18 protein-coding genes, 1 riboswitch and 1 other annotated feature are annotated in these 24,824 nt (G+C 49.4%); of the genes, 4 read left to right on the forward strand and 14 right to left on the reverse strand.

Going from position 1 to position 24,824, the window contains the following annotated elements:
* Positions 1-211: 211 nt before the first annotated feature.
* Together ACFVU8_RS14745 and ACFVU8_RS14750 are read right to left on the reverse strand one after the other, a co-directional pair.
* On the reverse strand, positions 212-571 hold the full coding sequence (locus ACFVU8_RS14745) for a spore coat protein (protein WP_175374301.1): 360 nt from the start codon (positions 569-571) through the stop codon (positions 212-214).
* 54 nt (positions 572-625) lie between these two features.
* A complete protein-coding gene (locus tag ACFVU8_RS14750) occupies positions 626-859 on the reverse strand; it encodes a hypothetical protein (RefSeq protein WP_175374126.1) in 234 nt (77 codons plus the stop codon).
* A gap of 160 nt (positions 860-1,019) precedes the next feature.
* Between ACFVU8_RS14750 and ACFVU8_RS14755 the strand changes: the two genes are divergently transcribed.
* On the forward strand, positions 1,020-2,252 hold the full coding sequence (locus tag ACFVU8_RS14755) for an NAD(P)/FAD-dependent oxidoreductase (RefSeq protein ID WP_387428135.1): 1,233 nt from the start codon (positions 1,020-1,022) through the stop codon (positions 2,250-2,252).
* 107 nt (positions 2,253-2,359) lie between these two features.
* On the opposite strand, the gene ACFVU8_RS14760 is transcribed toward ACFVU8_RS14755, so the two are convergent.
* The gene (locus tag ACFVU8_RS14760; protein WP_387428137.1) at positions 2,360-3,925 is read right to left on the reverse strand and encodes a flavocytochrome c; all 1,566 of its coding nucleotides are present in this window, start codon (positions 3,923-3,925) and stop codon (positions 2,360-2,362) included.
* 289 nt (positions 3,926-4,214) lie between these two features.
* Positions 4,215-4,295, forward strand: a riboswitch (glycine riboswitch).
* A gap of 127 nt (positions 4,296-4,422) precedes the next feature.
* Between ACFVU8_RS14760 and ACFVU8_RS14765 the strand changes: the two genes are divergently transcribed.
* Positions 4,423-5,805: an amino acid permease gene (locus ACFVU8_RS14765; RefSeq protein WP_387428138.1), complete on the forward strand. Its 1,383-nt coding sequence runs from the start codon at positions 4,423-4,425 to the stop codon at positions 5,803-5,805.
* Positions 5,806-6,131: 326 nt separating this feature from the next.
* On the opposite strand, the gene ACFVU8_RS14770 is transcribed toward ACFVU8_RS14765, so the two are convergent.
* The 6 genes from ACFVU8_RS14770 to ACFVU8_RS14795 form a co-directional block, all read right to left on the reverse strand.
* Positions 6,132-6,860, reverse strand: coding sequence for a response regulator (locus ACFVU8_RS14770; protein ID WP_387428139.1), 729 nt, complete (start codon positions 6,858-6,860; stop codon positions 6,132-6,134).
* The gene (gene dcuS, locus ACFVU8_RS14775; RefSeq protein ID WP_387428140.1) at positions 6,857-8,470 is read right to left on the reverse strand and encodes a DcuS/MalK family sensor histidine kinase; all 1,614 of its coding nucleotides are present in this window, start codon (positions 8,468-8,470) and stop codon (positions 6,857-6,859) included. The genes ACFVU8_RS14770 and dcuS overlap by 4 nt, the downstream gene beginning before the upstream one ends.
* A gap of 35 nt (positions 8,471-8,505) precedes the next feature.
* On the reverse strand, positions 8,506-9,717 hold the full coding sequence (locus ACFVU8_RS14780) for an MFS transporter (RefSeq protein WP_387428141.1): 1,212 nt from the start codon (positions 9,715-9,717) through the stop codon (positions 8,506-8,508).
* Positions 9,718-9,785: 68 nt separating this feature from the next.
* On the reverse strand, positions 9,786-10,322 hold the full coding sequence (locus tag ACFVU8_RS14785; RefSeq protein ID WP_379465052.1) for a hypothetical protein: 537 nt from the start codon (positions 10,320-10,322) through the stop codon (positions 9,786-9,788).
* 122 nt (positions 10,323-10,444) lie between these two features.
* On the reverse strand, positions 10,445-10,864 hold the full coding sequence (locus ACFVU8_RS14790) for a DUF350 domain-containing protein (RefSeq protein ID WP_066373746.1): 420 nt from the start codon (positions 10,862-10,864) through the stop codon (positions 10,445-10,447).
* Positions 10,865-10,897: 33 nt separating this feature from the next.
* Positions 10,898-13,264, reverse strand: coding sequence for an endonuclease MutS2 (locus ACFVU8_RS14795; protein WP_387428143.1), 2,367 nt, complete (start codon positions 13,262-13,264; stop codon positions 10,898-10,900).
* 153 nt (positions 13,265-13,417) lie between these two features.
* Between ACFVU8_RS14795 and ACFVU8_RS14800 the strand changes: the two genes are divergently transcribed.
* Positions 13,418-13,765: a phage holin family protein gene (locus tag ACFVU8_RS14800; protein ID WP_379465054.1), complete on the forward strand. Its 348-nt coding sequence runs from the start codon at positions 13,418-13,420 to the stop codon at positions 13,763-13,765.
* Between the two features lie 67 nt (positions 13,766-13,832).
* On the opposite strand, the gene ACFVU8_RS14805 is transcribed toward ACFVU8_RS14800, so the two are convergent.
* Positions 13,833-14,969: a GGDEF domain-containing protein gene (locus ACFVU8_RS14805; RefSeq protein ID WP_387428144.1), complete on the reverse strand. Its 1,137-nt coding sequence runs from the start codon at positions 14,967-14,969 to the stop codon at positions 13,833-13,835.
* A 244-nt stretch (positions 14,970-15,213) separates the two neighbouring features.
* Between ACFVU8_RS14805 and ACFVU8_RS14810 the strand changes: the two genes are divergently transcribed.
* Positions 15,214-15,606, forward strand: a complete 393-nt coding sequence (locus ACFVU8_RS14810; RefSeq protein WP_387428146.1) for a cupredoxin domain-containing protein — start codon at positions 15,214-15,216, stop codon at positions 15,604-15,606.
* Between the two features lie 425 nt (positions 15,607-16,031).
* On the opposite strand, the gene ACFVU8_RS14815 is transcribed toward ACFVU8_RS14810, so the two are convergent.
* The 4 genes from ACFVU8_RS14815 to pheS all read right to left on the reverse strand — a co-directional run bounded on the left by ACFVU8_RS14815 (position 16,032) and on the right by pheS (position 24,452).
* A complete protein-coding gene (locus tag ACFVU8_RS14815; protein WP_387428147.1) occupies positions 16,032-16,871 on the reverse strand; it encodes a hypothetical protein in 840 nt (279 codons plus the stop codon).
* Between the two features lie 138 nt (positions 16,872-17,009).
* Positions 17,010-20,732, reverse strand: coding sequence for a cell division protein ZapA (gene zapA, locus ACFVU8_RS14820; protein ID WP_387428762.1), 3,723 nt, complete (start codon positions 20,730-20,732; stop codon positions 17,010-17,012).
* Between the two features lie 203 nt (positions 20,733-20,935).
* Positions 20,936-23,380: a phenylalanine--tRNA ligase subunit beta gene (gene pheT, locus ACFVU8_RS14825; RefSeq protein WP_387428149.1), complete on the reverse strand. Its 2,445-nt coding sequence runs from the start codon at positions 23,378-23,380 to the stop codon at positions 20,936-20,938.
* A 37-nt stretch (positions 23,381-23,417) separates the two neighbouring features.
* Positions 23,418-24,452: a phenylalanine--tRNA ligase subunit alpha gene (pheS, locus tag ACFVU8_RS14830; RefSeq protein WP_379465059.1), complete on the reverse strand. Its 1,035-nt coding sequence runs from the start codon at positions 24,450-24,452 to the stop codon at positions 23,418-23,420.
* 68 nt (positions 24,453-24,520) lie between these two features.
* Positions 24,521-24,813: a binding site (T-box leader), on the reverse strand.
* Positions 24,814-24,824 lie beyond the last annotated feature (11 nt).

A 24,824-nucleotide genomic window follows, 5' to 3' on the forward strand; every position in this document is an offset into this window, starting at 1 on the left:
AGTGTCTTGAGGCGTTAACCTCTTACTATTCTGGTCGTTTCATCATAGTAAAAGGTTGTGAAAGTTGTTTGGGACGGGTATATTATCAAGAGAATACTGAAATATAAAAAAACAAAGGTTGGTTCCCTTCGGGAATCAACCTTTGCTTTGCATTACCCGGTGGGCCCGCTTAAGCGATATAACTCGCTGCTTCACAGGCCCGGGAGACGGGTTACATATAGTAAGAATTATGTGAATTGTTCTGTTGATGAGTCACGCTGGGATTATGGCTATAGTCGCCGACTCCCCCTGTTTTTTGCTGCACAAACTGCTGGCATTTTTGCTGTGTCTGCTGTGCAGTCTGAATTTGCTTGTCCACATCCTGACGCAAGGCCTTGGAGGGAGCTGTGTACATATTCATTTGCGACATATGGGTATACAAATCCCCTTGAAGGCGCAGCGTATCCATCGTCAAATTGTTGAAGGCTTGACGAACAGATGGACAGGCAGATTCTGTGGCGGCAGTGGTATATTCGCGTACCGTCCGTTTCAGGTCGGCCAGCACCGTATTCATCAGGTCCTCATCCGCCATAAATGATCCGTTTTGTGCGTTCACTAAGATAACCTCCTTAAAGTTGGAATAGCGTTATTGTGGCTGCGTTGGGGCATATTGCTGGTGCTGCTGCAGCATTTGTGTCAACATGCCCATGTGCTGTGTATGGCTCTGGATATGCTGGATGCAGATTTGGCGGACGGCCTGATTCTGTGTAGAACCGGCTGTAGCCGCCAGTTGCTTGATTAGCAAATCCTCATTAGAAATGGAGTCGGCGATGTATTCCAGCTCTTTACCGCTGAGTGCCTGCATTTGTGTAGATTGCATATGATGTTTTCCCTCCTTATAGATGGTTCAAACCAACAGTAGTATGCCCCGGGCCCAGCACATTATGTGCCAAAAAGCGCAAACCAGCACAGGCAAAACATGCATGAGTCCATCGTTTCCTGCGAATACTACGCCCGATGATACGAAAGGGAGATCGACGATGAAATTAATCAGCGGGCAAACGCCCTGGAGTGATACATTGCTAAATCCGCCTGCTTACCCGGCGTTGCAAGGAGATGCCTACTGTGAGTGTCTGATAGTAGGCGGCGGAATGGGCGGAGCCATGACTTCCTATCAGCTGTCCGTGAACGGAGCAGATGTGCTCTTGATCGACAAACGAGCCGTAGCTGGCGGAAGCTCACACGCTAACACTGGACTATTGCAGATCTCTAATGACAAGTCATTGACTGCTTGTATCAACACGTTTGGAGAGGCTCAGGGTGTGATGTTCTATAAGTTGTGTCAGAAGGCACTCGACAATATTGTTGGCCTCCCTGCCAAGCTGGAGATCGACCCGCAGATCATTCCCCGTTCCAGCTTGCTGTATGCCAGTAAGCCAGAGGATGTACCAACCCTACGTGAAGAGCACCGCAATTTGACCGCTCACGGCTTTCATTCGGAGTTTTGGGAGCAGGACCAGATTGCTTCGGCATACTCTTTTGCCAAACCAGCAGGCCTGTACTCCCGGGGAGATGCCGAGACCAATCCCTTCCGAACGGTGCATAGCCTGATTCATCAAGCGGCCAAGAACGGGGCTCGTGTATACGAACAGACCAAAGCGCAGCATTATGAGTTCAAGGAAGACGGCGTGATTTGCCACACCCGGCATGGTCGGATTTTTGCGAAGAATGTTATTTTTGCTATGGGCTATGAGACACAGGAGATGAAGAAGGACCGGGGTGCCGAACTGATTAATACATATGCTATCATGACCCGTCCCCTGAAAGAGCTTCCCAAATGGCATGAGCAAAGCTTGCTCTGGGAAACAGCTCGTCCCTACCTTTACTTCAGAACCACTCCGGAGGGACGCATCATTGCCGGCGGTAAAGATGAACCACTGACTGATGACAAGCAGCGCGAGGTTAGAGTTCTCTCCCAGAGTAAAAGGCTACGGGAGGAGCTGGAAGCATTATTCCCGGAAATCCGCGGCATAGAGGTTGAATACGCCTGGGGCGCCGTATTTGGAACAACGCGTGACGGCCTGCCCTATATTGGGCCGCACCCGGATTATCCGCATAGTTACTTCATTGAAGGCTACGGCGGCAACGGCACTGCCTACAGCAATATAGCGGCAGAGCTATTGACGGATACTCTTGGTGGAAAGCACAGGCCGGAACTCGAACTGTTCTCACTGACCCGTTCATCCAGACCTTCACCCCATAGCGTTTCATGAAAAGACGAGCTGATTATAATTGTGACTGCACCTACAACAAAAGCTTGGACTGTAATCAGTCCAAGCTTTTGTTTATTTTCCAATATGATGGATGAATGGTGTATTTCTCAGTTTGCTTTTACAAATTCTGCAGATTTGATCCCCGCTTGGCGACCGAAAATAATGATTTCTGCAACCGAGTTTCCGCCGATCCGGTTTTGACCATGCAGACCTCCTGTCACCTCACCTGCAGCAAACAGACCTGTAATAGGGTTACCCTCTTTATTTAAAACTTCTGTGTTGGTGTTGATTTTCACACCGCCCATGGTGTAATGAACCCCGGGACCGATTTTAATCGCAAAGTAGGGCGCGCTGGACAAGTCGTTATCCATCCCTGTCGTTCTGCCGAATTCGGCATCCTCTTTACCTTTTACAGAGCTGTTCCAGGTATCCAGTGTTTTTTGCAATTGATCACCCGGCACACCCATTTCCTGGGCCAATGTCTCGATGGAATCAGCTTGGATCACAAAGCCCATCTTCTCATATTGTTCGATTGCTTTAACTCTGGATTTCACGCCAGAATCAAAGACCAGAAAAGCTGCATTTTCAGGAAGTTGATTGATTGCGGCGGTTACTTTGTCACGAGTACCCAGATCGTTGGTGAATCGTTTACCTTCGCTGGATACGAGGATAGCGCCTTCCCCGCGAACAGCTTCCCCAATGAGATATGATTTTTCTTGTTGCACCGTCGGGTGAACTTGGATCTGATCCATATCGACAGTTACACCACCAAGCTTCTCAATCATCTGAATGCCGTCACCTGTGCTGCCGATTTGATTGGTTGTTACATATCCGTCTAAATCAGGTCTGACTTCAGAGATCATTTCCTTGTTGGACCCAAAACCTCCAGTTGTCACAACGACCGCCTTCGCTGTAATGGTTTTTTCATCCTCTTGGTTAAAGATGACTTTGACGCCATTGACCTTGCCATCTTTTTCAGTAATGTCCTTGACATCGGCGTTCACAAAAAGCGGGATTCCTTGCTCTTGAATATTGTTCACTAGACCTTTAACAAGATATTGTCCAACTGCAGAGCCATCTTCAGGACGATGTGTACGCTTCTCGTTCATACCGCCTGTAATGGTGATATTGCTCAGTTTGATTCCGATGGAGTCGAGCCAGTCAATGGCACTTGCGGAATGGTCAACGAAGAAACGCAGCATCTCTTTGTCGTTCGTATCATGACCACCCTTTAAGCTCTCTTCATAAAATAAATCATTGCTGTCTGCAATACCTTGCTCCTTTTGGAACTTCGTTTCAGAAGCGTTCATTCCCGAAGAAGACTTCGTTGTATTCCCGCCAGCAACCGGCATTTTTTCAAAAATAACAGGATTCATCCCTTTGGCTTTAGCCTCAAGCGCGGCAGACATCCCTGCCCCGCCTCCACCGACAATAATGATATCGTATGTATCCTTCAGTTGATCGAGCGGTGTATAGCTTGCTTCCGATGCTCCTGAAACAGCCTCCGTGGTTGCTTCCTTTGCCGCATCCTTGTTGTCTTGATTCTTGTTCCCGCTGCTGCTGTTATTGACGGAGTTGCCTTTACTGCTGTTATTGCCACTATTCCCGCATCCTGCGATCACGAGCATAACAGAGAGAATGAGAATAAGCGCAGCCACTGATTTCTTTTTCATAATTTATAATTGCCCCCTTGTGCTTTTTTTCACAATTAATCATAACCGTAAAAGTGCTGTTCATGATAGTTTACGTAATTAAAGAAAACGTTTCGTCATTAAAGTAACAGATCCTTCATAATTTTAATGAATTTCATGTTATAATATACTATCTGCGTGACAGAGAGACTTTTATCACTGTTCGGATATTCACATTAAATGTAATATGTTGCATATCAGAACACCGTCGCTACACAAACATAAACTTCATAAATCATAAGCTATGATTGCTATGGATCACACTATAGCAGGAGCAGCTTCTGGAGAGACCGCAGGCAATCTGCGGCGCCGAAGGGTTCACAATCTCAGGCAAAAGGACAGAAGAGTACTGAATATGTATTTGTCATGCTGATTATCATTAGCAGGGCAAGTATTATTTAATATTCTTTTTACCTAGAGATTGGATGACATCCAGTCTCTTTTTTATTGGCATTATATCCATTTAGGGGGAAACAGGTATGGCACAAACAGAATTAAAGCGAGAGCTGGCTAATCGGCATGTTCAGCTCATCGCTATTGGCGGCACCATTGGGACGGGATTATTCCTGGGATCGGGCAAAGCGATTCAACAAGCAGGTCCTTCTATCATGATCACGTATTTAATCGTGGGGATTGCTGTGTTTTTTGTAATGAGAGCATTGGGAGAACTTCTGTTGTCTAAGGCAGGTTATCAATCGTTTACGGACATTGCCGAAGACTATCTCGGCCCTCGAGCTGCGTTTATCACGGGTTGGACCTATTGGTTCTGCTGGATCATGACAGCTATGGCTGATGTTATAGCTGTTGGCATATACGTGAACTATTGGTTTGATATCCCGCAGTGGGTACCGGCCATCGTCTGCCTGATCATTTTATTAGGGCTCAATCTATTAACTGTAAAAAATTTCGGGGAATTGGAGTTTTGGTTTGCGTTAATTAAAGTAATTACAATTCTTGCCTTGATCGGCATTGGGATCGTTTTGCTGATCATGGGACTCAAAACAGATGCAGGATCGGTAACTATACGGAATCTCTGGGAGCATGGCGGCTTTTTCCCAAACGGCGCCTCAGGGTTTTTATTTTCTTTTCAAATGGTGGTATTCGCTTATGTCGGCGTGGAATTAGTTGGTGTTTCGGCAGCGGAGACATCCAATCCAGAGAAAAACATTCCATCTGCTATTAATAAAATCCCTTTGCGGATCCTATTTTTTTACGTTGGCGCACTGTTTGTCCTCCTGTGCATTAACCCATGGACAGAACTCAGTCCGGCGGAAAGTCCATTCGTGAAAACCTTTAGTTTAATAGGAATACCCATCGCTGCGGGAATTATTAATTTCGTCGTATTAACTTCAGCCGCTTCCGCCTGCAACAGCGGGATGTTCTCGACAAGCCGGATTCTTTATAGTTTGAGCAAAAAGAACCAAGCATCCCCTCATTTTGCCAAGCTAAATAAAAATCATGTACCAGGGAACTCCTTATTTATTTCTACGCTCGTTATATCGGTTGGTACTTTATTAAGTAAAGTCATTCCAGGTCAAGCTTTTGGGATCGTCACTACTATAAGTGCAATTTGTTTTATATGGGTTTGGGGTGTTGTTCTAGTATGCCATATCAAGTACAAGAAGACTCGGCCGGACTTACAGGCTAAATCCAAGTTCAAAGCACCGTTCACCCCGGCTATTAATTATGCGGTCCTAACGTTGTTTGCCGTAATTCTCATCATAATGCTCTTCGCAGAAGAGACACGACCGGCTTTATTGTTTACCCCGTTATGGTTCATATTACTATTCATACTGTATTCAATACGTAGCAATAAGAGCAACAACAACCATGATATCAACACGATCAATCCAAAAGGCTGATCCTGAGCGACGTTCTGTACTAATCTATATAAAACAAACTTAAGATTCTCACTTAAGGCTTGGTCGTCACTACGGTGAATGTTTGGACTTCCGGTCGCTGTTGATATCTGGCTACAGCTTAGGCTTACGATGCGTGCTTTCCTATGGAAAGCTTTCAGGCGATCGCTTACGCTCCTACAGTTCCAATCCTTCCCCTCCGTTCCTTCTGGCTCTTTGTTACTTTCTTTTATTCGTTTTATATAAAAAATTAAAGAAACCCCAGGTCGTAATGACCTGGGGTTCTCGCAATTTCAAACTTTACAGCCTCTTGCAAACACCTTGTCTACTCAAATATTAGGAGATTCACCTGTGTGCCCCTCTGATATTACCCTGTACTTATATACTGGACGCCCTATCGCCCCATAGCTGATCTCCATAGACAAAGCACCGGTCTCCGTCAGATACATCAAATACTTGCGCACCGATATTCTGGAGATAGGCGCTCTTGTAGAAATATCGTCTGTAGAGAAGGAATCTTGCGACAGCCCGTTGATGATCTCCCAGATGTTATCCAAGGTACTCTCACTGAGCCCTTTAGGGAGCACGGGAGCAGCAGACACCACGACAGAATTCTTCTCAGTCTCACCCCGATGCCGGACAAGCTTATCTAACTGTTCCTGATTAAGATTTTTCCTATGCCTCATCAGCAGGTTGTTCTCCCTGTACGTGGTCAATGCCGCCTGAAAGCGAGCAAACTCAAAGGGCTTGATCAGATAATCCACTGCACCATGCTGCAAGGCATTACGGATACTGACATTATCGCTAGCTGCCGATATAACAATCACATCTACCGTACTTCCTTGTTCACGTAAAAAGGATAGCAGCTGAAGCCCGTTACTCTTTGGCATATAGATATCCAAGAGAATCAAATCTACTTGTTGGCTTGCCAGCAGTACGTTAGCCTCTTCAACTGAAGCAGCACAGCCAGTATACCGAAACCCATCCATCTGCTCCAGATAATGTCGGTTAAACTTCGCTACCATCGGATCATCTTCCACGATTATTACGTTAATCATCTAGACTCATCACCTTTAGTCAAATACGGCACATTTACGACAAAAACCGTTCCTGGATCATGACCGGGAAGCAACTGCAAATGTCCGTTCAGTTTATTCACACTTCGCCGGACCAGATGGAGTCCCATCCCCCGGTTCTCCCCTTTTGTGGAGAAGCCCTGCGTATAGATATTCTCTTGCAGCGGTTCCGGTATGCCGGGACCGTTGTCCCTGACTATACAGATCAAACGGCCTTCGTCATAGTAAAAAGCCAGCCGTATTTCCTTGTTTTCAGACGTCATATCGCTCAGGGCATCCCTTGCATTATCCAGCAGATTGCCGGCAATTGTGATCAACTCATGGGTTATCTCCGCTTGGGCTGACTCCGGCAGATAGCTGTCTTCCTCCAGCACAAGATTAATGCCGTCCTCGCGGGCCCTGCTTAATTTCCCTAGCAGAAATCCCGCCATAACCGGATCTTTGATTGCTCTTGTGATGGAACCAATCTCGCTCTGATAATTACTTACCGTTCCGGAAATATACTGCTGCAGCTCATCATACATCCCCATATGGGTCATACCCAAAATAACATGCAGTTTGTTCATATATTCGTGCGCACCTGCCCGCAGCGCATCCGCGTATACGGATATCCCGGATAACTGCGCTGCAAGTTGGGTAATTTCAGTCATATCTCTGAAAGTGACGATCGCTCCAACAATCTCGCTGCCCACACGAATCGGCAAACTGTTAGCCAGCAGAGAAATCCCGTTCAGGTCAATTTCTTCATCCAGCTTCACATCTCCTGATATCAAGACCTTATCCAGACGCAGAGCTGGCCAATAATCATCTATGTATGATTCCAAAGCCTTTCCTGTAATTCCAGCAGCCGTAAACAACCGTTCTGCTTCCACATTAATCAACGTGATACGCGCCTCAGCGTCTATGGCAATGATGCCCTCACGGGCTGATTGCAGCATAGCACTGCGTTCTTCCAGCAGTCTTGAAATTTCCGACGGCTCCATCCCGAACATCATCTTCTTAATCTTTTTTCCCAGCACAATAGCGCCCAAAGTACCAAGCAGGGCCCCCGATAACAGGATCAAGATGATGGTCCACTCATTTTTCTTAATAATATCATGTACCCGTTTCATGGAGAAGCCGACGACAACAACTCCAACCTGATGTCCTTTGTCGTTATATACCGGCACGAATGCGCGCAAGGATTTGCCCATTGTCCCCCAGCCCACCGAAATGCTATCCTCGCCCTGCAGCGCTAATTCCTGTCCTCCGCCAACAAAAGGCTTGCCAATAAGGGCCGGGTCGGGATGCGAGTAGCGGATACTATCCATATCTAGTACCACTACGAACAGACTATCATTCCGACGAGCGATTTTTCCCGTATAAGCTTGAATATCCTTACTTACACCCTCCTCCAGGCCCTTGGACACCAGCGGTGTCAAGGCAACTGTGTGGGCAATGCTTAGGGCCTTGCCCTCCAATGCTTTTCGGGTCTGGGGTAAAATATGATTAATGAAGATAATATACAGTACAAGCAGTACGGAAAACACCACTGCGGACACCATGATAGCAATCGTCGTTACCATGCTGTTAATCCGTTTTCTTTTGACCAATGTAGGCCTCTCCCATAACAATAAAATAAAACGTTTTAGACCGGATGCCTGTCCTCCTGACGGGACAAAGAACGCCTAAGGACCAGCCAGCTTCCCAGCGGTGCCGCACCAAGCACCAACAGCAGCACTGTTATCGTACGCGGTGATCGGTTGACAGACAACACAGCAATGAACACCAGAATACCCAGTATTCTGCCACACATCAAACTTAACTCCCGCAGCACGACAAGCTCCACCCGATTGCTCACGCTCTCTTCAGACGCTCCAATCAGATCAAAGCTGGTTGATGTCATCGGCAACATATACAGCGGAATAAACAGCGAAGTACCCATTCCCATGATCAATAAAGTTCCGTAATTCACCTGCCACAGCAGTGGTGTGATCACTCCAACCAGCAGCACCCCGCCAATCAGCATACCGGCAGACCGGTATGTCGGCTTAAAGAATTTACCTGCGATCCAGTAACTTACTAACGAGAGTGCAGATGTAACCAGTGCAAACTGACCGAGTTTGCTCTCTTCCTTAGCGGCAACAAAGACCAGCAAACCAATTAGAAACGAGAAGACCCCTTCTCGCAAGCCCTGAAAAAAAAGCCCTGCAGCCACTCTTCGCCACTGATCCGAACCCTTCAGCTGCCGCCATGGCTCCAGCCAACCGTAATCCGCCTCGCTCTTGCGCTTTTTGAGAAAAAAGCTTAGCACAACCGCTGCTCCGTAGATACCGAGCGAGATCATAAATACGATCTGATAACCGCGGTCTCCGGATAAAGACGAGATTAACCTCCCTGAAGCCCAAGGTCCAACTATCCCTGTCAGCGAGCCCAAGAGTCCCATCCAGCCGTTCCAGAAGTCACGGTTTGCAGCATCCGTAATCTCGAAATAGACGATATTAAACGCCAGCCAGAATAATCCGATAGCCACACCCAGGAGCAGGCCTAGCGGCCAGATATACTGAATCGCATTTCCGCCAATTCCCAGCACAATCAGATAAAAAAGACCTGAAACGGCAATCCCGATCCGCAGAGCGTTCATCTTGTTGTGCTCCTTGACCCATTTGCCTGCGAGCCAAAAACTAAGGCCCAGCGCAATCTGCTGGGCCACAGTGAACCAGCCGATCATCATGTAATCCTGACGGCTTTTCCATAAATAAACGTTAAGAAAGGTACCCGACAACGCTCCCGCCAGTAAAAACAAACCGTTCACTCCCAGCAGCAGCGAAGCCTGAACCTTCATTGATGCAGCCTTCATGATTGTCCCCCTGCCTATAGACATGATTCTGAATATCATGCCCATACAGGCAGGAAATGATCAATTCCCTAGCTGCCAATGCTCAAATTGCGAACAAGTTGTACCCGGTCCTTCTGTGCCAGATTGTGCTGGACATGGAAGCAAGACGGGCAGACGAATACATTTAGTGAGAACGGGGCCTTCAGCACAGGTCCGCCAAGGACAGCCGGGGTCGAAGGATCGAACTCCTTCACTTCCTGCGTTCCAGCCAGTAACAGTAATTCATGGCACTGCGGGCATTCCGGTGCTTCTTCTTGCTGCGACAGAATAGCTGAGCTGTTCTGTTCATACTTCTGGAGATCGTAATCGTCCCGGAACTGTTCCAGAGTGTTGAAAATAGGCACTACGCCATCCTTTTCACTGTCATCCCACAGGTCCTCGTCATTCACAGACTCTTCGTCCGTGTCCTCTTTCACTTCCAGCTCGTCCTCCAGATCGTCACTGGTGACATTCACTGTCCGGTAGCCTTTCAGCTCATTGTTGCAGTGCGGGCAATACTCCTCGGGTCCGAATTCTTCATCCCACACAATTTCGGTATCACACCAAGGGCATACAGTCGTTTCCATCTTTAAAATCTCCTTCTTAACATGCTTAATATTTAATTAATCGTCACATATATGATGCCACCGAGCAAAAAAGCAACGGCGCAACCAAACAGGACCCGGGTTAAAATCTTCATGGTTTCCTCCTACATTATGGAAGCTCCAATAACATACGATAAGGATACCGAGATCAGCAGTGCGGTCAAGCCTACGGCCCGGTTGTCTGCGGCAATCTCCTCATCAATAGAAAATACGGGCGTTAGGAACTCAAAGAGAAAATAGGCCAACAGCAGCAACAAAAAGCCCACAACCGACCATTTCATCGTCTCGTAAATCGAAGCCCCGGCCTGGATGCTGAAACGTAGGATGTTGCAAATTCCGAAGATTTTGCCCCCGGTTGCCATGGCCGCCGCTACATTTCCTTTGCGAATTTCTTCCCAGCAGTTATACTTCGTCACCATCTCAAAAAAGGAGAGGAATACCACCAGCCCCAAGATTGCTACGGTGAAGTAGCCAAGCAGCGACCCCAGCGGATGCCTCAGCAAAAGATCAACATTTTCCTGCATGCTCACCCTTCTCTCCTCCACATGGTTCCTTCGCTATTGCAGCTCGGCTACCGTCACGCCTGCTCCGCCTTCGTTATAGTTGCCTAGACGGTAGCTCTTAACATTCCGGTGCTTGCGAAGGTAATCATGAATGCCTGACCGCAATACCCCGGTTCCCTTGCCGTGAATAATCGCAATTTGGCCCAGATTGCCGAGGAACGCCTCGTCGATGAAGCGATCCGTCTCCAGCAGCGCTTCCTCCAGATTGGCCCCGCGCAGATCCAGCTCCCTGCGGATATTCTCGTCGCGCGTACGCTTCACGGTCGTAGCCTGCCGCAATGGCGTGGGATTGCCCGATTTCTGGGCAGCGACCAGTTCCAGATCATCCAGCTGCACCTTCATCTTCATAATGCCAAGCTGCACTACTGCTTCCTTGGAACCGCTCATTTCCACAACATGACCCTTCTGATTCAGGCTGTAAACCCGCACTTCGTCTCCAGGTCCAATCTGCCTAGGCGGCTTGACCGCTGTGCGGGACGCTGCCTTCTTGCGCGGCGCGGGCTCAGCTTCATCCAGACGGCGACGGGCCTCGATCAGCTTATGCTCCTTAACCGAAGCTCCTTCCTCCAGCGCCAGCTTGCGCAGATCACTAATGATCTGTTCAGCCTCTTTGCGCACTTTGTCCAGAATGTCGCTGGCTTCCTTCTCGGCCTTCTCCAGACGCTTGTCGCGCTGGCTCTCCAGCTTCTCCAGTTCCTGCTTCTGTTTACTGCGGAACTCTTCGGCTTCACGGCGGATATGCTCCGCCTTCTCCCGCTCATTCTCCGCACCAAGGCGGTTCTCTTCGAGCGAAGCAATCATGTGCTCCACACGCAGGTCCTCTTCCTTGACCTCACCGCGCGCATGCTCCAGAATAGCACTCGGCAAGCCGAGGCGCTCTGCTATAGCAAACGCGTTGCTTCGTCCAGGCACGCCGACCAGCAACCGATATGTCGGGCTAAGGCTCTGTACATCAAACTCCATACTGGCGTTGATGACCCCTTTTCGCTCGTAAGCGTAGGCCTTCAACTCGCTGTAGTGGGTAGTCGCCACCATCCGGCATTCCGTCCGGTGGATGTTCTCCAGAATCGCGATGGCCAGTGCCGATCCTTCCGCCGGGTCCGTACCCGCGCCGACTTCGTCCAGAAGGATGAGGCTCTTCGGAGTCATTTTACGCAGAATGGAAATAATATTAGTCATATGGCTGGAGAAGGTACTGAGACTCTGCTCAATACTCTGCTCATCGCCAATGTCAGCATAGATCGCGTCAAATACGCACATCTGGCTGCCTTCCTCCGCCGGAATGAACAGACCAGACATGGACATCAGACTCAACAGCCCAATGGTCTTCAAGGTCACGGTCTTACCGCCGGTATTTGGTCCGGTAACGATAATCGTGCTGTACTGGTTCCCCAGTTCCACATCCAGTGGCACTACATGCTCTGCAGGGATCAGCGGATGACGCCCCTTGCGCAGCTTGAGGTATCCCCGGTCATTCATGCGCGGCTGGGAAGCCTTCATATCCCGGGCCAGACGAGCTTTGGCAAAAATAAAATCAAGTTCGGCCAGGATATCGACATCGTAAGTCATCTCTTCCGCGATATCGCCGACCAGAGCCGTTAGCCGGTGCAGAATAATCTCCACTTCCCGTTCCTCACGAAGCCGTGTCTCCCGCAGCTTATTGTTCATCGCCACAATGGATTCAGGCTCAATGAACAGGGTCGCACCGGAGCCGGATTGGTCATGCACAATACCACCAAAGTGGGCACGGTATTCCGCTTTGACCGGAATTACGAATCGGTCGCCGCGGATCGTAACAAGCTGATCCTGCAGCATTTTAGATACCGAGGAGGAACGAATCATCGAGTCCAGCTTCTCACGAATTCTGGCTTCGCCTCCGCGCAGCTCGCGGCGGATATTTGCCAGCTCAGGGCTGGCGGAATCCATGACATCGGCATTCTCGTCAATACACGCACGGATGGCATCCTCTACATGCTTCTGCTCTGACAAAAGATCACTGAGGGCAAACAAAGATTCAACAGCCTCATCCTCATGCATTGCAGCCAAAAAACGCTTGATTCTGCGGGCTCCGCCAATTGTGAAGCCGACAGAAAGCAGTTCATGCGTTCCAAGCAGTCCACCAATGGACGCCCGCTTCAGCGCCGCCTTGATGTCGGTAATTCCGCCAAACGATGGAATGCCCTTCAGACGATCCACGTTGGCGGCTTCATCGGTAGCCTTCAGCAGCAGCTTTACGCCTTCAAAATCACCGGAAGGTCTTAGCTGTTCCGCCATTTCACGCCCCATCGAGGTCTGCGTATATTGCATTAATTTATTTAAAATCTTGCGATATTCAAGCGTATGCAAAATTTTGTCGTCCAATTACAGTCACAACTCCCTTCATAGATGATTCCATTATACCGAATATGGGCGATTTTCGCTATTTGGGTATCGTTTCCCAACATATTAATTCCGTATCCGGGTCATAATAACAACTGCACATATCCTTAGCTTGAGCCAAAGGAGGTTAAACCAGTGAGATTTTTAGGTCATGTAGTCCGTTTTGTTGTATCAGCGATTGTCTTGCTCATCGTCGGCTGGATTGTTCCCCAATTCACCATCGGCGGCTTCTGGAGCGCTTTGGTTCTGGCCCTCGTGATCGCCCTGCTTGGTTGGGTGGTCGAAGGGATTTTCGGCGGCAAAGCGACACCGTTTGGTCGAGGCATTGTCGGCTTCCTCGTCAGCGCGCTAGTTATCTGGATCGCGCAGTTTGTAGTCAGCGGTGTTAGTGTTACCATTCTCGGCGCGATTCTGGCAGCTCTGGTCATCGGTATTATCGACCTGTTTCTGCCGGTATCCACACCGTTCGAAGCTGCTAAATAACGATTGCCTCAAGCACGAAGACAGCCCCCCTCTTCCGGTTACCACGGGAGAGGGGGGCTGTTCATATTTATCCATAGGACAGGATATTAGCTTCTTGTGAATCAACAGAAGATGTAACGACTCTGTTCTTTCCGGATCTTTTCGCCTGATACAACGCATCATCAGTCTTGCGAAACAGCTGTTCCTTACCATCGCCAAGCTGATAACGGCATAAGCCGATACTAACCGTTATAGGATGGCCGCCGGCATAGGGATGCTCCATCTGCTCGATGGTCAACCGCAGCTCCTCTGCTGCACTGTAAGCTTCAGAACAGTTCCGGTCTGTATAAATAACCGCAAACTCTTCTCCGCCGTAACGCGCCGCAAAATCATTAAGCCCGATCTTCTCGCCCACTTTGGCTGCGACTTCCTTCAGCACCAGATCACCGACCCAATGCCCGTAAGTATCGTTCACCCGCTTGAAGTTATCAATATCAAACAACGCTAGTTGCAGCATTAGCCCGTTGTTCTCGCACTGTTCCAGCAAGGAATCAAGGTATTCATGAAAGGTCTTGTGATTGTACAATCCAGTCAGTGCATCAATCTTCAACAACTTGTCCGAAATAGCCCGCTCTACCAGCAGGCCCTGTTCCGATTTCGTCAGCTGCTCCAAGTATTCTCCGGTTTCCTTCGACCTTACAATCACAGCCCGCGCCATAAGTAAAAAGAGTAAGAAAACAAACTCCATAGCAATAAATTCGAGCAACGGTTTCTTCAAGTACACTCGTTCCAGCCCGAAATATACCGCAGCGTAGAAGAATATGCTAAAAAGACCCAATGTGTACAGAAGCTTGCGATCAAAATAAATTAACGAAATCATGATCGGCATCATCAGCGCCATCTGGGCACCGTCCACAAAAGGCTCTATTACAAAATAAAACAAATAAGAAATGATAAAGCCGCAGCCAACAATGGCTTGCTTGTTATACTGCAAAGTGGAACGCAGCCATATCTCCGCAGAAGCCACACAAATAACAATCAGGATATTGGAAGCAATGAACAAATAGCCGCTTTCAGTCCCTGGACTACTCTTCAGTCTAAGTTGATCCTCGCACAGCACAAAGAGAACTTGGGCGATCAGCATGAAAGCCAACACAATCCAATACCCATTCATTATTTTACGGTGCCAGACCTCCGCATTCAGCAAATCAGTTGCTGCGATCATGTGGATCCCCTACTTCTAACCCATGATATAATAGTTTACATTATAATAAATATAAATTGTTTTTGCATCATTTTTTTGCATTCTTCGACAATTATTTTGCGAAAAATGTCGATTAATATATCTCCGGCATACTTCCCTCTGTTCACCAACTTTTCACAACTTTATAGAGCGCTTCCTAAATTTTTAAGTTATGATGTCTACAGAATTGTCACATTTAACCATTCTACAGGTGAGGGGGAGCAAAATGAAGTCTAAATTTGCACTTTTTATGTCATTATTCTGTATTCTGATTCTCACCGCCTGCTCCAATAGCGGGAGCAACGCCGCCGGAAGCAGCACTAACGCTGCAAAGGAACCTGAAATTCAAGCTGAGACCGAACTCGTCATCAAGGCCAAAAACTACAGCTTCGATCAAGAGGAGTACCACCTGAAGAAGGGCGTACCCGTCAAAATCATTTTCGAAAATGAAAGCGGTAATCACGGCATTCTCGTTCCCGAGCTGAATCTGCAACTAAGCGGCAAAAAAAATACAAAGGTCATCGTCCCGGAAGAAACCGGAACCTTCCAAATGACATGCTCCATCATGTGCGGCGCCGGCCACACCGGCATGATTGCAAATGTGATCGTCGAGGAGTGAGGACTGGGGGGAGCGTCAACCTTATGGAAGTAACGGGAATTGTTCCTGTTATTTCGTCAAACTAATCAATATTCCTTATTTTAAATGGAAAAACTCCTGTTATTTCGCACTTTGGACTGCTCATTTGCTCCAACATGCGATATTAACGGGAGTTTTTCCCGTTATTCCACGACAGACTGCTGAAGCGCCTGCTTGAGGAGAGCTAGTTACTGCAGTTAGTTACTACAATCACTTATTACTCTCACTTACTACTCCCCACTTACCACTCTCACTTACCACTCTCACTTACTTCTCTCACTTACTTCTCTCACTTACTACTCTCACTTATTACTCTCAATTACTTCTCTCACGTACTTCCCTCACTTGTCACGCTCAGTCACTACAGTCTATTTACCGTAGTTAGTCTCTTCAGCAGACAATCCAGTCTATTTCCTCTGAGCAAATTTCTGCGAGAGGATGATCTCCTTCAGCTTCTCAGTCCCAAATCCTCCCCGGTGAATGGCATTGGCTTCCGGGTAAAAGACCATCCGCAGCGAGGTGCCATCCTGAAGGTGCACACGCAGAAAAATTTTCCATTCATTCTTCGTACGGCTTGTTACAGCATAGATCTTCTTAAAATCAGATTTTTTTATTCTCAACAGCTCTTCTTCAAAAGCCTTCGCTGCCTCAGGATCAAAATACCGAATTAGGCTGCCGTCATTCCCACTCTCAATACTGACTTTACTAATCTTCCCCCCAATATCAAGTAAATCGCCTATAGTCTGCGCTTTGGGATTGTCGCTCACTTCATAGATGGAATGGTTAGCCACCACCCGAAACTCTGGCCGGTATCCTTTCAGTTCATAAATCTCAGTGCCAACTGGCAGAAAAGCTGCATCACCATTCACCGTAATATGGCCAGAACAAGCATTGTCGTTCAGCATGTAGGCTACCTCCCCTACCTTTTTGCCGATCTGATCAGCTTTAACTTCTTGTGTACCTTCATAATTCCGCTCGTATTTGATATCGTTGATCATCAAGATATCTACCCATTCGATAATAGCGTAAGAACAGTTTTGTTTGTTATTTTGTTTATAGTCCCTTTGGGGCTCAGACGTTGTAATCGGCTCTGCTCCCTCAGCAGTCTCCTCAGTAGTCTCCTCAGTGGCTTTCAACCCAGCAGAAGCAGCTGATGTAGAAACGCTTCCCTTCTCCACATCCCCACAGCCTGTAATCAGCAGAACAAGTATGGCTGGGAGCAGTACTAAATTACTCTTTAGTCTCATGGGTATCACCTCGATCTTCAGACGACTCGAAGCTGGACAAAGTTGCAGAATATGGAAGTGGAATTCGTTGTTTGTCTAAAAAAAGCCGGCCCCACACGCATAAGCGTCGGGACCGGCTTTTCTACCTTCATCCGTTATTCAACTGTCTTGCTCGATCAGTTGAATCCATTCATTATATTCAAGCTGCAGCTTGGAATATTCCGCCTGCAGGCTGCGATATTCCTGATTGAGCTTGTCCAACTCGTCCTGGTTAACCTGGGACTGAATCTGGAGCAAGCGGAGTTGGCCTTGCGCCAGCTCGTAATGCTCCCCAACCTCGTTCAGCTGCGCCAGTACCGTGCTATGCTCTTGATGTGCCGCTTCCCGCTTCGCCTCAGCCTCTGTGGCCTCCTGCTGCCAGATCTCAATCTCCTCGCGCAGCTTGGCTTCCGCCTCGGCCCACTGCTGCTGGCGCGCTGCCAGCTCATCATATCTGTGCTTCCAGGAAGCTCCGTAATCCTGAGCTTCTTTTAGCACATCCTGCTGCTCGGCTGCTGCAGCCGCCGCTTCGCGACCGGCCTCGGACAGCTCTTCGAGGCGGACCGCCATCTCCTCGCGTTCCTCCTCCAGCAGACGGTATCGCTCCTGAAGACGCTCCCCGTCCTGAAGAACTTCATCATACTGTGAGATCATGTCCTCATAACGGACTTGCAATGCTGCCAGTTCCTTGCGCACTTGCTCTCCCTCGCCGATCAGCACTCCGTTTTGCTGCTCCGCTTCCGCACGCCGGGTAACTTCGTCATCTAGCTTGTTCACCAAGCTGTTCAACTGGCCTCGCAGGTTCTCGGTATCGCGGTTCAGCCCCTGAGCTTTGTCCTCTGTCTCCAGAAGACTCATTTCCAGCTCATTGATTTCATCCATACGCTTCTCAGCAAGCTCCCTATAAGAAACCGCCTCACTCGCAGCACGGTCAAGCTCTTGCTGTACCTGGCTCAGACTGTCACCAGTTTCCCCCAGGGAGGTTCGCAGATCCGAGGCTTCCTTCACCGAAAGATCATAACGCTCGCGAAGCTCTTCCAGTTCCGAATTCAGCACCTCGCCAAGCTCTGTTGTCGAGCGCAGTTCTTCTTGGACACGGAGCACGCTGTTCTTAGCTTCTTCCAGAGCATCCTGCAGCACTGTCACTTCATTCTGTGACGAAGTATAACGCTGACGCAACTCTTCCAACTCAGCGTCCAACATTTCGCCAAGATCAGTTGAAGACTGAAGTTCGTTCTGAAGCTGGCTCAGACTGCCCTTGGATTCTTGCAGATCTTCACGGAGCCCCGCAATCTCCTCTTGTGAATCAGCATGGCGCTGGCGCAGCTCTTTCAGCTCAGTATTGAAGACTGCACCCTGTTCATTCGCTGTGCTTAATGCTTCCTGCACCGCACTCAGACTGCTCTCGGCTTCCTCAAGAGAACTTTGTAGCTCCTTAACTTCTTCTTGCGAAGCAACATGACGCTGACGCAGTTCTTCCAGCTCACCATCCAGCATCTCACTTAGCTCTGTGGACGAGCGCAGCTCTTCCTGCACACTGCTCAGGCTGCCCTTGGATTCTTGCAGGTCTTCACGGAGCCCTGTAATCTCCTCTTGTGAATCAGCATGACGCTGGCGCAGCTCTTTAACTTCCTCTTGCGAAGCTACATGAAGCTGCTGCAGCTCCTTCAGCTCAGCATCCAAAACTTCGCCCAGCTCGTTGGCTGTGCTCAATTCTTCCTGCACCGCTCTCAAGTTACTCTTAGCTTCCTCAAGAGAACCACGCAGCTCCTTAACTTCTTCTTGCGCAAGAGCCTGGCGCTGGCGCAGTTCTTTAACTTCCTCTTCCGAAGCTACATGAAGCTGCTGCAGCTCCTTCAGCTCAGTATCCAAAACTTCGCCCAGCTCGTTGGCTGTGCTCAATTCTTCCTGCACCGCTCTCAAGTTACTCTCAGCTTCCTCAAGAGAACCACGCAGCTCCTTAACCTCTTCTTGTGAATCAGCATGGCGCTGGCGCAGCTCTTTAACCTCCTCTTGTGAAGCGGCATGAAGCTGCTGCAGCTCCTTCAATTCAGTCTCCAAGACCTCACCAAGCTCGTTAGCTGTGCTCAATTCTTCCAGTACAACGCGTTGATTACTCTCAGCTTCCTTAAGTGAATCGCTTAGCTCCTTAACTTTCTCTTGCGAAGCAGTAAGAAGTTCCCGCAGCTCCATAACTTCCTCTTGCGAAGTAACATGAAGCTGGCGCTGCTCTTCCAGCTCAGTATCCAACATCTCGCCCAGCTCCGTGGACGTGCGCAGTTCTGCCTGCACATGGCTCACGCTGTTTTTAGCCTCTTCCAGAGCCTCACGGAACACCGCGACCTCCTCTTGCGAAGCCATATGGCGCTGGCGTAGTTCTTTCAGCTCAACATCCAAGGCTTCACCTATCTCGTTGGCCGTACGCAATTCTCCTTGAACTGCGCTCAGATTGCCCTCAGCTTCCTCAAGGGATCCGCGCAGCACTGTAACCTCATTCTGCGAGGCTTCATAACGCTGACGCACTTCTTCCAGCTCAGCGTCCAGCATCTCGCCCAGTTCGTTAGCTGTACGCAGTTCTGCCTGAACAGCACTTAAGCCGCTCTCAGCTTCTTCAAGTGAGCCTCGTAGCACTGCAACTTCATTTTGCGAGGAATCATAACGCTGACGCACTTCTTCCAGTTCGCCACTGAGCGTCTCGCTAAGCGCTGTTGCAGTCTGAAGCTCTCCGCTGAGCTGTTCCTCGCGCTTGACAATAACTTCATATTGTTCCAGCAAAGTAAGACGCGCTTCTCGTTCGCTTTTGACTCCAGCTTCGGCAGCCCGCAGTCTGGACTGAAGCTGTCCAGTACCGCCGCGCAGTTCGGCCAATTGCTTCTCCAGCTCCTGCACGTTCTGCTTGTGTCTGTGCTCCTGCGCTCCCTGTGTCTGGCGCAGCTCCTTGTTCTTAGCTTGTTCCTTATCAAGCTCAACCTTTGTATCTTCAAGCTCCTTGCCCAGCGTCGATTTGGCTTCTTCTAACGCTTGGCCGAGCTGAGTCTTCGTGTCCTCCAGCTCCTTGCCAAGCGCAGACTTCGTATCTGCCAATTCCTGACCAAGAAGCGTTCGAACTTCTTCCAGCTCTTTGCCAAGGGATTCTCGGGTTGCCGCAAGCTCTTTCTCGGCAGCGGCCAGTGCATCCCCTTTCTCCTGTACCAGGGCCTCTTGGATGCCCTCCAGTTCGAGAAGATGTGTAGCCTTCAGATCTTCAAGCTCTGCCAGACGGGCAGCTTCTGCTTCTGCCAGCTCCTGGCGGTGACTCTCCCGCTGGGCCTTCTGTTCCTGCTCATAGCCAGCCTTCAAGTCCTTAAGCTCCTGCTCACGGGACAGAAGATCCTCTGTCAGCTTGCGGTGGACGTCATCGGCAGCCTGCTCCGCTTCCTGCAGCTGCTGAAGATGCAGGGCTTTCTCCTGCTCCTGTGCTTCCAAATGCCGCTTGCGCTCTTCCTCCGCCGTAGCGATCAGCCGCTTCGCCTCTTCCTTGGCGGCAGCATCCAGACGTTCATACTCCTCCTGCCGTTCCCGTTGCACCTCCAGCAGGCGCGAAACCTCCACCCGCAGTTCGCTGCGTTCCCCGGTCAGCATTTTCACTTCGTTCTTAATGTCCTGCACCTGAAGCGCCTGCTCGGCCATATGTACAGCAGCAAGCACAGCAATGCGCGGTGTATCCAGCCGGTTATGGGATTTAGAGATTGCACGCATGTGTTCATCCACATAGTCTGCAACCTGTTTCATATATTCACTACTGCTTCCTACAAGTTTATAAGAAGTTCCGTATATCTCCACGGCGACACGTGTCCGGTCCATAGCCACAATTGTGCCCTCCTTTATATATGTGCAGATTCTAAGCTGGTCTCCCTGCTTCCATTGTATCTGTATAGTTAATCATTTAGCAAAAATGATGCTCGAATCAGTAGATTGAACCGGGATTCCGCATGTTTGCTGCATGAAAAAAAGCCGCGGCGAATCTCGGTTTCTAATGGATTCGCTGCGGCTTTACACAATTCCTGCTACTTTCTCAATTCTGCGCCAAAAGTTTGCTGAAGCTCGAATAGTACTTTATCATGCACTTCTGCAACCTCTTCATCCGTCAAAGTATGTTCATTATGACGGTACACCAGAGAGATAGCCACGCTCTTCTTCCCACTCTCCAGCTTGCCGCCGGTATAGAGATCAAATACCTGTACGTTCTGTAGCAGGCTTCCTCCGTTCTCACGGATGGAATCCATCAATTGACCAGCTGGTACAGCTGTGTCTACAACCACCGCGATATCCCGCTCTACCCCTGGGAATCTTGGCAGTTCATGATATTGCAGCTTATTCCGGGCAACTTCATACAGCGGCTGCAGCGAAACTTCAGCGACATAAGTATCGGTCAGATCAAGCTTACGCTGCAGGTCTGGGTGAAGCTGGCCCAGCGTTCCGATTTTAACCGCCCCTTCAGGTCCTTTCAGAAGGATCGAAGCAGAGCGTCCCGGGTGATAGCCTTCCGGCGCATCCCCTTCATAGACTACTCGGCCAGTAAGCCCCAAGTGGTCGAAGACGGTCTCAAGAGCACCCTTCAGGTCGAAGAAGTCGACCGGTTGCACTGGCACGTTCCATTGTTTAGCAGCACGGGTTCCGCTCAGCAGCAAACCAAGCATCGGCAACTCATGAGGTTGACGAGTCAGCACTTCTTCTTCCGTGTAGAACACATTTCCGATCTCAAACAGTGCCAGATCGCTTTGGCGGCGATTCGTATTATATCCAGCAATATCAAGCAATTGCGGCAGAAGGCTGGTGCGCAGCACACTGCGCTCTTCGCTCATCGGCATCGCCAGCTTCACGGCCAGGCCCTCACCGGTCAACGCAGGGAACAGTTTGCTTTGTTCCGGCTGAATGAAGGAGTAGCCCAGTACCTCTTGATAACCGCCATGCGATAGCAGTCGACGGACTTCACGACGGATCGCTTGTGATCTGGTCAAGGTTCCCGGTGTGGTAGGACCTTCGATCGGTGTTGTAGGGATATTATCGTACCCGTAAAGACGAGCAATTTCTTCAATAAGATCCACATCATAGCTGATATCGCCGCGTCTTGTTGGCACTTGCACCTCGATCAGCCCTTGTGCGGCATCACCGCATTTGAAATGCAGCCGTCCGAACAATGTTTTGACTTCCAGCAGGGACAAGTCTGTACCAAGGTAACGGTTCAGCTTATCCAGCGACAGCGTGAGGACCTTCTCTTCCACAACGTCAGTTCCTGCTTGAATGATCCCTTCATGCACCGTACCACCTGCATACTTCGCAATAAGCGCTGCTGCACGGTTAAGAGCTGGAATAACTCTATTCGGATCCACTTCTTTCTCAAAACGCAGCGAGGCTTCGGAACGAAGGCCAAGCTGGCGTGAAGTTTTGCGAACCGTGCCTCCGTCAAACTTAGCCGATTCCAGCACGATATTCACGGTGCTGCCCGTGACTTCGGTCTCCAGACCACCCATCACTCCGGCAAGCGCCACGGCTTTGGCCGCGTCGGTAATTACCAGCATATGCGGCTCCAGCTTCCGCTCTTGCCCGTCCAGTGTGGTCAGCACTTCGTCTTCATCCGCAAGACGCACGCCAAGGATGCCTCCATCGATGGTATCCGCATCAAAAGCATGCAGCGGCTGTCCGTATTCAAGCATCACGTAGTTGGTAATATCCACGATATTGTTGATCGGACGCACACCTGCTGCCATCAGACGGTTCTGAATCCAGAGCGGGGAAGCAGCGGGCTTAACGCCTGTAATATAACGAGCAGTATAGTGGCTGCACAGTTCTTCATTAAGAATTCGAACGGAAATATCATTCGCGGCAGAACCACCCGCCTCCACGATATCCTTCTCTGGCTGTGGAAGCTTCAGCTCACGGCCAAGAATCGCACTTACCTCATAAGCAGCACCAATCATGCTGAGACAGTCGGAACGGTTCGGTGTCAGGTCAAACTCCAGCACCTCGTCGTTCAGATCTAGCACTTTGGTAATATCCAGACCAATTTCCGTAGATTCCGGAAGTACAAGAATGCCTTCCTGTAATTCCTTCGGCAACAGCTTGTCATTCAGGCCCAGTTCTTTGGCGGAACAAATCATCCCTTGGGACAACACGCCGCGCAGTTTCGCTTTCTTGATCACGAGTCCCGGTAGCTTTGCGCCTACAAGCGCAACAGGAACCTTTTGTCCGGCTTCGACGTTCTTCGCGCCGCAGACGATTTGCAGATCTTCGCCCTGTCCGGCGTCAACGATGCAGACATTCAATTTGTCCGCGTCCGGATGTTTTTCTTTAGATTTGACATAGCCGGTAACAATGCCGGTAATGCCTTTATTACGATTTTCCACACCGTCGATCTCGATGCCTGCAGCCGTAATCTTCTCAGCCAGCTCATCGGCGGTTACTCCATCCAGCGATATATAATCACTCAACCATGACGTTGATACTTTCATTTCGGCTCACTTCCTCTTAATTCAATGTATTTATTGCCTACAGTCCCTTGAACTGCTTCACGAAGCTCATGTCATTATTATAGAAATGACGGATGTCATCAATACCGTACTTGAGCATTGCTATCCGCTCTACGCCCATACCGAACGCGAAACCGCTGAATTCCTCGGGGTCATAACCACCCATACGCAGTACATTCGGATGCACCATTCCTGCACCAAGGATTTCTAACCAGCCACTTTGCTTGCATAGACGGCAGCCTTCGCCGCCACATTTGAAGCAGCTCACGTCTACCTCAACGCTTGGCTCTGTGAACGGGAAGAAGCTTGGACGCAGGCGAATACCTGTGCTTGGCCCGAACATTTCCTGCACGAATTGTTGCAGCGTGCCCTTCAGGTCGCTCATACGGATGTTCCGTCCGATCACCAGACCTTCAATCTGATGGAACTGGAAGGAGTGGGTTGCATCATCATCATCGCGGCGGAATACTTTGCCGGGACAGATGATTTTGACCGGAGCTTCACCCTTCATGGCTTGCATGGTACGGATCTGTACCGGAGAAGTCTGGGTGCGCATGAGCAGGTCTTCCGTCAAGTAGAAGGAGTCCTGCATATCACGTGCCGGATGGTTCTTCGGCAGGTTGAGCGCCTCAAAGTTGTAATAATCTGTCTCCACTTCTGGACCTTCTGCCACACGATAGCCCATGCCGATGAAAATATCTTCGATCTCCTGAACCACTCTGCTGAGCGGGTGAATTCCGCCTTGCGCCAAACGGCGTCCCGGCAAGGTAACATCCACTTTCTCCGCTTGCAGACGGTTTTGTGTCTCCTGCTGTTGGAAAACTTCTTGCTTGGTTCCAATAATCTCTTCAATCGCACCCCGGACGAGGTTGGCAACTTGCCCGATAACCGGACGTTCCTCGGCGCTCAAGCTGCCCATGCCGCGCAGCACCTCTGTCAGTTCACCTTTTTTTCCCAGGTATTTCACGCGCAAGTCATTAAGTACCTGCGGGTCTGAGACCTCCTGCAGCTTCGCCAACGCTTCAGCCTTCAATGCTTCCAACTTTTCTTTCATGGCCGTGTACAGCCCCCTTCAATCATTGTGTAGTCAGCCAAGCCAACAAAAAAAGGCCTTTCCTCCCGGTAAGGGACGAAAAGACCGTGGTACCACCCTTGTTAGACAGCATAGCCTGTTCCATTCAGGAGTATAATCTACACCCTCACTAATAACAGTTCTGTCTCACTTTATGCAGAAGTAACGGTCTGCGGCCGGTATCCCCTACCCATTGCCAGAGGACCTAAGCCTCTTGGATAATTTCAGGGAACTGCTCCGGAGTGAACTTCAGCAGCTCTGCATCCTTAGAAACGCTCTCAATCAACGGCGTCTCCTCCCTGTAAGTCAGGCACTGCGTACTCTTCTCCATCACTGCATTTGGCAGTTCTTTCA

The sequence above is a fragment of the Paenibacillus sp. NPDC058177 genome (assembly GCF_042883835.1).
Lineage (GTDB): Bacteria > Bacillota > Bacilli > Paenibacillales > Paenibacillaceae > Paenibacillus_AQ > Paenibacillus_AQ agri.